Annotated in this window: 13 protein-coding genes and 1 pseudogene; 5 read left to right on the top strand and 9 right to left on the bottom strand. The window is 67.3% G+C overall.

Annotated elements, in window-relative coordinates; genetic code table 11:
• Positions 1-147 precede the first annotated feature (147 nt).
• The gene (locus ACNA7R_RS16955; RefSeq protein ID WP_416284715.1) at positions 148-378 is read left to right on the top strand and encodes a hypothetical protein; all 231 of its coding nucleotides are present in this window, start codon (positions 148-150) and stop codon (positions 376-378) included.
• Positions 379-841: 463 nt separating this feature from the next.
• Here ACNA7R_RS16955 and ACNA7R_RS16950 read toward each other — a convergent pair.
• Both ACNA7R_RS16950 and ACNA7R_RS16945 read right to left on the bottom strand, forming a co-directional pair.
• Positions 842-1,201, bottom strand: a pseudogene (locus ACNA7R_RS16950) (manganese catalase family protein); the annotation flags it as partial.
• A gap of 139 nt (positions 1,202-1,340) precedes the next feature.
• Positions 1,341-2,732, bottom strand: coding sequence for an NAD(P)/FAD-dependent oxidoreductase (locus ACNA7R_RS16945; protein ID WP_416284714.1), 1,392 nt, complete (start codon positions 2,730-2,732; stop codon positions 1,341-1,343).
• Between the two features lie 114 nt (positions 2,733-2,846).
• Between ACNA7R_RS16945 and ACNA7R_RS16940 the strand changes: the two genes are divergently transcribed.
• Positions 2,847-3,815, top strand: coding sequence for a D-2-hydroxyacid dehydrogenase (locus tag ACNA7R_RS16940; RefSeq protein ID WP_416284713.1), 969 nt, complete (start codon positions 2,847-2,849; stop codon positions 3,813-3,815).
• Between the two features lie 151 nt (positions 3,816-3,966).
• The gene (locus tag ACNA7R_RS16935) at positions 3,967-4,398 is read left to right on the top strand and encodes a universal stress protein (protein ID WP_416284712.1); all 432 of its coding nucleotides are present in this window, start codon (positions 3,967-3,969) and stop codon (positions 4,396-4,398) included.
• A gap of 13 nt (positions 4,399-4,411) precedes the next feature.
• Here the strand turns inward: ACNA7R_RS16935 and ACNA7R_RS16930 are convergent, their stop codons facing one another.
• Together ACNA7R_RS16930 and asd are read right to left on the bottom strand one after the other, a co-directional pair.
• A complete protein-coding gene (locus ACNA7R_RS16930; protein WP_416284711.1) occupies positions 4,412-4,798 on the bottom strand; it encodes an ArsR family transcriptional regulator in 387 nt (128 codons plus the stop codon).
• Between the two features lie 158 nt (positions 4,799-4,956).
• The gene (gene asd / locus ACNA7R_RS16925) at positions 4,957-5,991 is read right to left on the bottom strand and encodes an aspartate-semialdehyde dehydrogenase (RefSeq protein WP_416284710.1); all 1,035 of its coding nucleotides are present in this window, start codon (positions 5,989-5,991) and stop codon (positions 4,957-4,959) included.
• Between the two features lie 208 nt (positions 5,992-6,199).
• On the opposite strand from asd, the gene ACNA7R_RS16920 reads away from it, so the two are divergent.
• Positions 6,200-6,460: a hypothetical protein gene (locus tag ACNA7R_RS16920; RefSeq protein ID WP_416284709.1), complete on the top strand. Its 261-nt coding sequence runs from the start codon at positions 6,200-6,202 to the stop codon at positions 6,458-6,460.
• A gap of 111 nt (positions 6,461-6,571) precedes the next feature.
• Here ACNA7R_RS16920 and ACNA7R_RS16915 read toward each other — a convergent pair whose 3' ends face one another.
• The 5 genes from ACNA7R_RS16915 to ACNA7R_RS16895 form a co-directional block, all read right to left on the bottom strand.
• The gene (locus ACNA7R_RS16915) at positions 6,572-6,763 is read right to left on the bottom strand and encodes a 30S ribosomal protein S17e (RefSeq protein WP_005559773.1); all 192 of its coding nucleotides are present in this window, start codon (positions 6,761-6,763) and stop codon (positions 6,572-6,574) included.
• 64 nt (positions 6,764-6,827) lie between these two features.
• Positions 6,828-7,463 (bottom strand): DUF447 domain-containing protein, encoded by a 636-nt coding sequence (locus ACNA7R_RS16910; protein WP_416284708.1) that lies wholly within the window; start codon positions 7,461-7,463, stop codon positions 6,828-6,830.
• Positions 7,460-8,317 (bottom strand): triphosphoribosyl-dephospho-CoA synthase, encoded by an 858-nt coding sequence (locus ACNA7R_RS16905; RefSeq protein ID WP_416284707.1) that lies wholly within the window; start codon positions 8,315-8,317, stop codon positions 7,460-7,462. Before ACNA7R_RS16905 ends, ACNA7R_RS16910 begins: the two co-directional genes overlap by 4 nt.
• Before the next feature lie 81 nt (positions 8,318-8,398).
• The gene (locus ACNA7R_RS16900; protein ID WP_416284706.1) at positions 8,399-9,625 is read right to left on the bottom strand and encodes a PQQ-binding-like beta-propeller repeat protein; all 1,227 of its coding nucleotides are present in this window, start codon (positions 9,623-9,625) and stop codon (positions 8,399-8,401) included.
• A 134-nt stretch (positions 9,626-9,759) separates the two neighbouring features.
• The gene (locus ACNA7R_RS16895; RefSeq protein WP_416284705.1) at positions 9,760-10,515 is read right to left on the bottom strand and encodes a hypothetical protein; all 756 of its coding nucleotides are present in this window, start codon (positions 10,513-10,515) and stop codon (positions 9,760-9,762) included.
• Positions 10,516-10,613: 98 nt separating this feature from the next.
• Between ACNA7R_RS16895 and ACNA7R_RS16890 the strand changes: the two genes are divergently transcribed.
• Positions 10,614-10,849 (top strand): ATPase domain-containing protein (locus ACNA7R_RS16890; protein ID WP_416284704.1); only part of this gene is annotated, 236 nt, incomplete at its 3' end.

Genomic DNA, 10,849 nt, shown 5'->3' with positions numbered 1-10,849 from the left:
GAACTGTTGTCACGTTCTCGGTGCCGATACGTCACGTACTACTTTTTGAAGAATCAACATACGAACGTCGAACAATTGAGTCGTCAAATAACTGCTTGGGAGCGATCGGTTTCGCTGGATTCGGTGTCCGAGCGGGAGCAACGTCCTGTGAAAACGTCGCTGATACACGATCACCTCCCTCGACTCGCCGAACACGGACTCCTCGAGTACGATCGCCGAAGCGGGGACGTCACGAGCACGGCGACGTTCGAGTCGATGCGCGATGAGATCAGACGCGCTCGCACACTCGACGAGGGACCGATTCCCGACGAGGAACCGCTGGATTCGGTTCTCTACACCGAACCCCTGGTGGAAGGGGCCGCAACCTCGAGCGAGTGACCTGACGAGGGTTCGGAGCGACGTTCTCTTCGCCCGGCCTCGACGGCTCCACGCTGTCGCTGCTCGTCGGTGTAGTCACTCGAGAGAACTGAACTGTCGCCCGGAACACTAACGTCCAGCGTCATCCCGTGGCGGCGTGCCGTGTCGGCTGGCTAACCCTCGTGCCGGGCGGGGGACTCGGTCCCCAGGTGTGACGGTGGACCGTCACGGTCGAGATATCACGTGCCCGGGTTCGCCGTACTGTCATCGCACCCGAATGGGTTCGCTCGGACGGGGACTAAAGGCACGCGTTCGTAGTAGGTCGGTGGGCCGTTTAAGTCTTGTTCGCGAGTCTCGGTGCCGGTTGCTGGACGACTCGGTCTCGGGACGGCGATACGACGGTACCACCTGACCGCGCGACGTTTCCGACCGCGAACGCTGCTGTCACACGACGAGTGCTCGAGGCAGAGCGAAGTGGAAGCCGTTAGCCGTCTTTCTTTTCGGGAACGCTGTGCGTGCTCGGATCCGGCACCGGCGGGATACCGGAGCCATCACCGGGCTGTTCGTCGGGATAGGAGAACTCGCCCTTGCTGTCCGGGGCCGCACCCTGCGTCTAGGGCGTATCCGGTTGCGGATCCCGTCTGGACGGCATAAACGCGTAGTTGACCTCCTGGTTCTCCGTTTCCTGCGGGAAACTCGCCGGGACCGAAACCGGGTCCTCGAGGCTCTCCAGAGCGGCGAGCCACTGGTTCTGGTGCAGCGTGTCGCGCGTGATGAGATGCGAGAGCATGTCCTGCATCCCGGGGTCGTCGGTGTACTCGTAGAGACGAGTTGCTGGAAGACGGATCCGAGGCAGTTGCGAACGGAAACGCGGTTGGCCCGGAAAACGGGAGCAGCAGTCCGTACAGACGGTTTCGTCCCGAGACCCAGCCGACTGATCGTCCGTCATTCGTCGCCAGACCGACTCCTCGAGTCGGTCTCGCTCAGTAGAAGTACTCGTCCTCGGAGAGCTGGACGTAGCGGCCGTCACGGTAGGCGAACTTGCGTTTCTTGTAGGCCGCGAGCAGCTTCGTCGCACCGATTCCCGCGGAGTAGGTCTGCTCGAGGATCGCCGTGTCCGTTCCGGAGCCCTGCATGCCGTTGACGATCTCGAACGCACGGTCCCAGTCGTCGGGTTCGTACTCGGCGACGATGTCGGCGAAAGCGACGTTGCGGATTATCTCGTCGCCGATCGCGCGCTTCCAGACGTCGTTGTAGCTCTCGAGGGAGTCGGTTGCGGCCAGCCGGCCGGCGATCTTGCCCGTTCGGACGGCGACGTGGTAGCCGCCCTCGTGGAACGCCGACGTAGTCCCCATCGCTCCGCCGGCGACGGCGATGTTCGCGCCGACGGGCGAGTCGATCGGCCGCGTCGAGGAGATCGGGTAGGTCTCGGTCCCCTTCGACTTCCCGCGGTCCTCGACGATCGGGATGTCTTCCTCGACGTCGTACTCGTCGCCGTACTCGCGCTCGAGCAGTCGGCGGATGTACTCGGCACCGGAGGGGAGCTGGTCGTCGGTCGGTTCCAGAAGTGCGTAGGAAGCAGGGTCGGAGACGTCCTCGAGACTCATCCCGATCGGCATCGTCAGGCCGACGCGGGCGACGGTGCCGTCGTTCGGGAATACCCACGGGTAGGCGGTCTCGCCCGGCATGTACCCCCACCAGAATTTGAGGGTGTCCTCGAACTCCTCGAACAGCTCGGGAGGGAACTCACGGTACTCCTGGTAGGCGATGTGGTTCGCTTCCGGCGGCGAGAGGTGATCCGAGACGCTCCGTCCGGGCGGGGTGAACTGATCCAGCGCCTCGAGGGTGATCCGGCGCTGGGGACCGTCCGCGAGGACGACGTACTGGGCCTCGAGCTGGTTCCCGTCCGAGAGTGTCAGCGTGTGGGTCGGCCCCTTCGGACTCGAGGCACGAAGGTCGGTGTCGAGGGACTTGACGCCGGTCCCGACCCGGAGATCGGCACCGGCGTCCTCGGCTCGCTCGTAGAGCCAGTCGTCCATCCGGGCGCGGTGGAAGGTGTAGCCGAACCTGGGGTAGTCGGCCTCCATCCCCGTCGTCGTCAGTTCGAGCCGGCTCGACGGCCCGACGAACTCGGTGGCCTCAAGCTCCCGGAGGATGACGTCGTCGGGAATCTCCCGATGGTCGAAGTCCATGATATCGATCCAGTAGTCGAGCATGCCGGCCGCATCGGTCGAGTCCGGGCCGAGTTCGTCGCGGTCCTCCCGCGGGACACCCTGTTCGAACAGCACCGTCTCGGCGCCGTGTGCGGCGGCTCGCTCCGCCGCACAGGCGCCTGCGGGCCCGCCGCCGACGATCGCGACGTCAACGCGTTCCATATGTCGTTGGGACTGGACGGGCCGTATTAAACTGTCTGAAGTTCGGATCGATCGCCGGCGGCGGTACTCCCCGCGAACTGAACGCTTTTGACGACACCGCTCGAGGCACCCACCATGTCCGCTACCGACGGGACGGATCTGCTCGTCCTGCGCAAGGGAACTCACGGAACGCCGATCGAACGGTACGCCGAGACGCTCCGGGATCGGCTTCCCGATCGAACCGTCGAGCTCGCCCGCACCCCGACCGCCGAGCGCGAGCTGATCGAGGACGCCCGCTTCGTCACCGGGATGACCCTCGAGGAGGAGCTGCTCGAGGCCGCCTCGAACCTCGAGGTGTTCGCCTGTGCCTACGCGGGGACGGGTCATCTGTCCCTGGACCGACTTCGGGAACGGGGCGTCGCGGTGACCAACGCATCGGGCGTCCACGGCCCGAACATGGGCGAACACGTCCTCGGAGCGATCTTGCACTTCACCCGCCGGTTCCACGTCGCCGAGCGCAGACAGCGCCGCCGGGAGTGGCGCCACTACAAGGCCCACGAGCTGCAGGGGTCGACGGTCACCATCGTCGGCCTGGGCGCGATCGGACGGGCGACCGCCGAGCGCCTCGAGCCGTTCGACGTTGAGACGATCGGCGTCCGCTACAGCCCGGAGAAGGGCGGGCCGACCGACGAGGTCGTCGGCTTCGACGACGAGCCGTTCGAGGACGCCCTCGCCCGAACCGACTACCTCGTGCTCGCCTGTCCGCTGACCGATCTCACCCGCGGGCTGATCGACCGCGACGTCATGATCACGCTCGACCCCGAGGCCGTGATCGTCAACGTCGCCCGGGGGCCGGTGATCGACACCGACGCGCTGCTCGAGGCGCTGCGCTCGAACTGGATCCGCGGCGCCTCGCTGGACGTCACCGATCCCGAGCCGTTGCCCGAGGACCACCCGCTGTGGAACGTCGGAAACGTCCAGATCACGCCCCACAACGCCGGGCAGACGCCCCGATACTACGATCGACTGGCCGACATCGTCGCCGAGAACGTTCGCCGGTTCGACGACGGCGACGACGAACTCCGGAACCAGGTCGTTCCCTGAGCGGGCTCCGACTCCGGCCGAGGCTCGCGAGTTCCGACTGTACCTTTTTGGCTCACGGACACCGACCTTCGAGTATGGCATCGAGCACGATCGTTCGACCGAGGCGGCTGATTCGATCCACTACGGGTCGACCGAAACGGAGGACAGGAAGATGACGCTGACGTTCGACGGGACGGTAATCGTCCCCGCGGCGGATCCGGACGACGGCGAACGAACCGCTCGAGCGCTACGCGGGCATCTCGAGCCCTCGAGTACGGTGATCGCCGTCAACGTCATCGAGAAAGCGGGTGGCGGGATCGACAAGGCTTCGATGGAACAGCGCGAGGAACACGCCGACGACATCTTCGAGCGGATCAGGGGCGTCCTCGACGAGTCGCCTGCTGCGGTCGAGACGGAGGTACTGTACGGCACCGACGTCGTCGAGCGGATCTTCGAGGCCGCCCGCGAGGAGCGAGCCGACGCCGTCGTCTTCAACGCTCGAGAGGGGAACCGCCTCTCGGAGCTACTCACGGGAGACGTCGCTCGTCGGCTCGTCAAGGAGGCGTCCGTCCCGGTCGTCGCGCTGCCACAGGCGGAGTCCTGACGATCGACCGCGCTCACTCGTCGATTCGACTCAGGCGATCGAGAAGCGTCGGTCCGTTCTCGCCGAGCGAGACCGCGTTCGCCCCGGAGTCGACGTCGACCGCGTCGGCCTCGGCCAGTTTCGGGAGGTGGACGTGGTGAAGCGAGAGCCGAACGCGGCGGCGCCGTCCGACGACCGCGTCGCCGACGCTGGCGACCGACCCGCTCTCGGGGTTGTCCTCCGTGCTCACCACGCGGTCCGTAAGATCGTCGACCGAAACCGGCGTGTCGGACTCCGCGAGACACCGAAGAACGAGACGGCGACGGTAGCTCGCGAGGAGATCGAACGTCGCGCTCGTCTCGTCGGCGGCTCCGGTCGACGGAGCGGTCAACGACTCCGGATCGGAGATGACGGGAAGCATCGTCCGTCGTTGGGGTCGATCCTATTTTTGCGCCTCGCCAAACTGTGATGGGGGTCCCATCGGAGTTTTGACACCGTGCGGTCGCCGGCGAGAGCTCGGTACGACGGGGACGAATAGCGGCCGCAGGCTGAAAACGGACCGTCGATCGGCGACTGCGACTACAGGTAGCCGTTCTCGAGCAGCAACTCGCCGTTCAGAACGCTCGCGCCTGCGGCGCCGCGGATCGTGTTGTGCGCGAGGCAGTTGTACTGCAGGCCGAACGACGACTCGCGGAGTCCGCCCGCGGCGATAGCCATCCCGTCACCCAGCGTGCGGTCCAGGCGGGGCTGGGGTCGGTCCGGTTCGTCGAAGACGTGGATGAGCTGGTCGGGCGAGGAGCGAAGCTCGAGCGAGGGGTACTCCCGCATGGCCTCGGCCGCATCCTCGGGGGAGAGTTCCGCTTCGGTTTCGACCCAGACGTTCTCGAGGTGGCCGTCGATCGTCGGGATCCGGTTACAGGAGGCGGCGACCTCGACGCCGTTGTGGCTGAGTTCGGCGCCGTCGAACTCGCCGAGCAGCTTGCGCGATTCGGTTTCGAGTTTGTCCTCCTCGCTGCCGATGTAGGGGATGGCGTTGTCGATGATCTCCATCGAGGAGACGCCGTCGTAGCCCGCGCCGGAGACGGCCTGAAGGGTGGCGACGTGGACCGACTCGAGGCCGTACTCCGCGAGCGCGGCCAGCGTCGGGACGAACGTGATCGTCGAGCAGTTCGGGTTCTTGACCATCGCGCCATCCCAGCCGCGCTCGTCGCGCTGGACCTCGAGCAAGTCGAGGTGGTCGGCGTTGACCTCCGGGATGACGAGGGGGACGTCGTCGGCCATCCGCGCGTTCGAGGAGTTCGAGGACATGACGTACCCCGCCTCGCAGAACGCGGGCTCGACCTCGGCGCCAACGCTCGAGGGAAGCGACGAGAAGAGGAGGTCGACGTCGTCGGGGACCTCGTCGGGGTCGGTCGCCGAGACGGTCGTGTCGGCGACGTCGTCCGGAATGGGGCCCTCGACGCGCCACTTCGCGGCCTGCCGGTAGCTCTTGCCGGCGCTGTCCTCGCTCGCGGTCAGTGCAGCGATCTCGAAGTCGGGGTGGGGATCGAGAAGCTGAATCAGTCGCTGTCCGACGGCTCCGGTTGCGCCGAGTACGCCTACTCGTACTGCCATTTTCCCGTCTCTCGGGGTCGTGTCCGCAAAACGGTTTGGATTTCCGCGACTGCTGCCGTCCGTCGGAGACTGTCGGCTCGCAGACGGCCGTATAGAAGAGATTAAGAAAACGGAGTCGGTCATATCGACCGATGCAGTACTACCGACGCCGACGCGACTCAGGTACCGCACCGGCAGCGTCCCACACCCCCCGCTCGAGGTGGTCCCGATGACGAACTCGACGGCCGGACTCGGCGGCCTGTTCGAGACCCGATTCAGCATCGGCGCGACGGTCGTTTCGGCGCTCGCCGTCCTGCTCGGGATCGCCTTCGGCGTAATGGGGTACCAGGAGATGAGCCTCCCGCTCGCCGGAGAGCTCTCGATCGTCACCGGGATGGTCGGGCTGCTGTTCGGACTCTTCTTCGGAATCGTCGCGTTCGTCGCCGCGGCCTACATGGATTCGGGCTACGGCGACGACCACGGGCACTGAACCGATCCTCGACTCGACTCCACTCGACTCCACTCCACTCCACTCCACTCTTCGACCGACCGACGCGACGCTATCGACTCTCGTCTCCGATTTTCCGGGTAAGAACTCGAGTTACGCGGGGACTTCGGCGCCTTTCTTCCGCGTGACGTAGCCGGCGATGCGGTTACGAACGCCCTTGGACTCGACGTTCGTCAGCTTCGTGACGCTGTCTTTGTTCTGTTCGAAGTCGGTCGTGAACGCCTCCGGGTACCGCTCCAGCAGGAGGTTCCCGGTCTTCTTGACGTAGGCCGGTTTGATTGCCATACAGATTGGTTTTCCGAGCGCGCCCTAAAGCCATTCGTTCTTCGGCGGCCCGGTGGATCCGTCGTCACCACTCGGCGTGTTCGCGCACGCGCTCGAGGGCCTCCCGCTCGCGCGGACCCCCGGCGCGGTCGACGACCGAGGCGGCGTACTCGAGGCGATCCCGGAGCGTCTCCTGGTCGTACGCCGGGACGCCCAGACGTGAGGCGGCGACAGTCGCCTCGATCACGGCGCCGAACCCCCTGTCAATTGTCGGCACCATCTCGGCGACGACGTCGGCCTCGAGGGGCCGAAGCTCCCACTCCTCCCAGCGGGTGTCGCCCTCGGTCCCCGAGTCGACCCGCTCGACCGCGACGCGCGCCCAGGCGTTCGCCGACTCGAGGATTGGTTCGTCGAACTCGCTGATCGAGAGCGCGGCGTCGGCGAAGACGACGGGGTCGACGGTGAACTGGACGTACCCCTCGCCCTGGCGGTGGAAGTTCCGTCGCGTGCGGGTGTTCCCCCAGGTTCTCGCGGTGACGGGATCGTCGGTTTCGTCGCCGACGAACAGCCCGAGCGGGGCGGCGTTCCACCGATCGTTCGGCCCCAGGGTCGTCACGACCGACTCCGTGACGCCCGCGAGCGAGACGGGCCACTCGACGGTGTCGGGGTCGGCGCTCGCGTTCGCGTCTCCGTTCCACGTCGGCTCCGGGCGGTCGGTCACAGTGGTACCGTTTCGTGCTCGAGGGCGATGAACAGTCCGGCCGCGGTCAGATCGGCCGTCGTCCCCGGGTTGATCCCGCGGTCGACGAGTTCGTCGGCGAACGCCTCGAGGGCGTCGCGATCGGTCTCGAGGGCGTCGCGCTCGACCAGCGCGGCCGCCCGTTCGGTCACCTCGGCCGCGACGGCCTCGCCGCTGCGGTCCGCGACGAGCGTGTCGGGTCGCTCCGCGAGCAGGGAGAGGAACACTGCGGCGGTCCGCTCGAGGATCGGCCCCTCGGCGTCGGCGAGCCGTTCTGCTGCCGCGAAGGAGCGTTCGAACCCGGTGACCCACTCGCGGGCGACGTCGTCGCCGGGGACGCTGCGGTCCATCACGTCCAGCAGCGTGAGCCCGCGCTCCTCGAGGGTCGGCACCGCCGCCGCGCCGCGCCGAACGTCGAGCGGGGCCATTCCCTCGGGCGGGTCGGCGACGAAGACGTCGACGTGCTCGAACGACCGGTAGAACGCGGCCGCGTCGGTGACGGTCGTCCCCTCGAGGACGCCCTCGACGACGGGCTGTGACAGATCGTCGCCGGCCGCCCGGACCAGCGGGACGAGCAACAGCAGCGCGCCGAACTGGGTGTTGCCGCCCTCCTGGGCGGCCATCCCCTCGACCGCGCGCTCGAAGGCGGGGCCGACGGCGGCGCCGTTCGCGGCCAGTTCGAGCCCGTCGCGGGCGCCGACGGCTCCGGCGAGAAAGTGTTCGAACCGCAAGTCCTCGAGGTCGCGGTGGCGATCGACGTTGCCCGGTTTGGGCGTCCCCGCGACCTCGAGCAACAGCGCGAGTTCGGCGGTGCGGTCGGGCACGGCTCCGTACATACCGTCGTCTACGACGGCCCGGGATAGAAGTACGTCCGGTTCTTCGCTGCGAGAACCATCTCGGCTCGGAGTCGCGAGCGACTACGAGGATCGAACGGCGGTAAACTGCCCGTCTCTGTCCACGTAGATCGTTTCTCCGTCGACGACGGCGTCGATCGGGAACCCGTCACTCCAGTGACTGTCGTCGAACGCGAACGTCCAGCGTTCGCTCCCGTCCTCGAGGTCGAAGCCGACGATCTCGTCGGGCGACGATCGCCCTCGACGGCTGTGGGCGACGACCACGAGATCGCCGACGATCGTCGGCTTGCCGTAGGCGTGGGTCTCGCGATCGTTCCACGGCGCGTCGGCGCCGGTGCTCGAGAGCGTGTACCGGCCGTGGGTGACCGCCGTCTCGCCGACGGCCGCGCTGTCGAAGGCGTCGCTGACGGTGTCGACGATCTCCCTCGAGGCGACGTCGAAGACGACGATCCCCTCCTCGCTCGGCGTTTCGACGAACAGGGCGTCCTCGGTGACCGCCAGCCCGCTTGCGGTCCGGCCCGACTCCAGAGGGCCCGTCCACAGAACCTCGCCCGTCGTCGGATCGAGCGCGGCGATCCCGTCCGAACCCCCGCCGGACTCAGCCTGTCGCCTGTCGAGCAGGGCCCAGACCGTCCCGTCGGCGACGGCGACCGTTCCGCTCCTCGAGTGGAACCCGTAGGCGACCCGGCTGGCCTCGCTCTCGACTTCAACCTCGACGGCCTCGTGCTCCCAGCGGAGCGACCCGTCGGTCGCGTCGTGTGCACGGAACACCCCGTCGACGCTCACGTAGACCGTTTCGAAGGCGACGACGGGCGAGGAGACTGACTCGGCGCCGTCGAACGCCTCGATCCAGCGCACCTCGCCGGTTTCGGCCTCGAGCGCCGCGAGCCCATCGCCCGCGACGTAGACGCCGTCGTCGGCGACCGCCGGCGTCCCGGCGGCGTCGATCGCGTCGGCCGTCCATCGGCGGCTCCCGTCGGCGGCGTCGAGCGAGTGGATCTCGCCGTCGGCCTGGAGGTAGACGGCGCCGCCGACGACAGCGGCCGGCCCGCTGCGGTCGTACTGCCAGGCGACCCCGTCGGGTCGTTCGAGCCCGGCGCTCGAGGGGACGTGTCGACAGTTTCCGATCGTCCCGCCGTGTGAGGACCAGCCGTTCGGTTCGGACAGGTCGGGGGCTGCGGGGGCGTCGGGGGATTCGTTCGCGCTACTCGTTCCGGCTGCAGCGAGGGCGGTTCCGGTTGCGAGCGCCGCGCTCGAGACCATCACCGATCGTCGGTTCCATTCACCCATACACACTTTCATATCTTCCAACCATATTATCTTTATGGAAATTTGAAAATACAGGCTAATTTGATTATTTGGGAGTTAGTAATATAGTGGGATGCTCGAGGGTCCGTTCACCGCGGGTCGGGGCGAACGCGGACTCAGGAGCCGGATTCGTCGGTCGTCCCGTCGTCGTCCCGGTGGCGGGTCAGCGCCTCCTCGATCGTCAGTTCGCCCGCGGCGACCCGTCGGGCCAGTCCCTCGTCGATCGCCCGGTTCGTCTCGCTGTGCTCGCGGGCCCGATCCTTGATCATCTGCAGCTCGCCCGCGGTCGGTTCGATCTCGCGGCGTTCGACCGGTTCGCCCTCGAGGCGGGCGATGTTCACGGCCGCGAGCACGTCGCCCATCCCGCGTGCGCCGGTGCCGAGGTACGGGGTCGTCCCCGTCTCGTCGACGAGTTCGACGCGGACGTCCTCGAGGTCGTTGATCAGCGTCGAGCTCTGGAGCCGGGCGCCGTCGCCGATCCGAACGACCGGCGAGGCGGCCTCGGCGACCTCCCGCTGGATGACGTCGACGGCCTCGGAGAGGGGGACCTGGAACGCGGCGACGACCATCTCGCCCGCCAGCACGGCGATGCCGGGTTTCCGTCCGGGGTCGACGCCGACGATCGTTCGACCGCCCTCGCACCGGGCGGTCGTCAGCGCCTGATCGACTGCCCGGCGGGGCGCATCGGGATCCGCGACGACCGTCGTCACGTTCGAAAACGCGTCGGCGTAGTCGGCGCCGGTGACGACGACGGTCGTCTCCTCCGGCAGCGGCTCGTCGGGCTCGACGGTCGTGAACGCGGCGCCGCGCTCACGCAATTCGTTGACGACGCCGTGGTACACCTCGAAATCTGACGTGGCGACGACGATCACGGTCGTCCTTCGCTCCCGGCTCGAATAAACGTACGCGAACCGCCGTCGGTCGGGGCGGATTTCAGGAGGTTTTTGCGGGGTGGCGAGCAATATCGCCCGTGAACGACGAGGCGATTCCGACCGGCTGTGGGCCGATCGACGAGCTGCTGGGCGGCGGGTTCGAGCGCGGGACCGTCACGCAGCTGTACGGACCGCCGGCCGCCGGCAAGACGAACCTCGCGCTGTCGGCCGCGGTCGAGACCGCCGTCGCGGGCGAGACGGCCGTCTACATCGACACCGAGGGGCTCTCGATCGACCGCTTCGAGCAGTTGCTCTCCGCGCGCGTCGAGGAGAC

The organism is Natronococcus sp. (assembly GCF_047921035.1).
In the GTDB taxonomy this organism is placed as follows: domain Archaea; phylum Halobacteriota; class Halobacteria; order Halobacteriales; family Natrialbaceae; genus Natronococcus.
The sequence above is the reverse complement of the archived record's forward strand: the minus strand, read 5'-3'. Positions and strand labels throughout refer to the sequence as shown.

Bases quoted from the DNA above. Each gene is read 5' to 3' on its own strand.
- ACNA7R_RS16945 (WP_416284714.1), bottom strand. From the start codon at position 2,732: ATGGAACGCGTTGACGTCGCGATCGTCGGCGGCGGGCCCGCAGGCGCC.
- ACNA7R_RS16940 (WP_416284713.1), top strand. From the start codon at position 2,847: ATGTCCGCTACCGACGGGACGGATCTGCTCGTCCTGCGCAAGGGAACT.
- ACNA7R_RS16935 (WP_416284712.1), top strand. From the start codon at position 3,967: ATGACGCTGACGTTCGACGGGACGGTAATCGTCCCCGCGGCGGATCCG.
- ACNA7R_RS16930 (WP_416284711.1), bottom strand. From the start codon at position 4,798: ATGCTTCCCGTCATCTCCGATCCGGAGTCGTTGACCGCTCCGTCGACC.
- asd (WP_416284710.1), bottom strand. From the start codon at position 5,991: ATGGCAGTACGAGTAGGCGTACTCGGCGCAACCGGAGCCGTCGGACAG.
- ACNA7R_RS16920 (WP_416284709.1), top strand. From the start codon at position 6,200: ATGACGAACTCGACGGCCGGACTCGGCGGCCTGTTCGAGACCCGATTC.
- ACNA7R_RS16915 (WP_005559773.1), bottom strand. From the start codon at position 6,763: ATGGCAATCAAACCGGCCTACGTCAAGAAGACCGGGAACCTCCTGCTG.
- ACNA7R_RS16905 (WP_416284707.1), bottom strand. From the start codon at position 8,317: ATGTACGGAGCCGTGCCCGACCGCACCGCCGAACTCGCGCTGTTGCTC.
- ACNA7R_RS16900 (WP_416284706.1), bottom strand. From the start codon at position 9,625: ATGGGTGAATGGAACCGACGATCGGTGATGGTCTCGAGCGCGGCGCTC.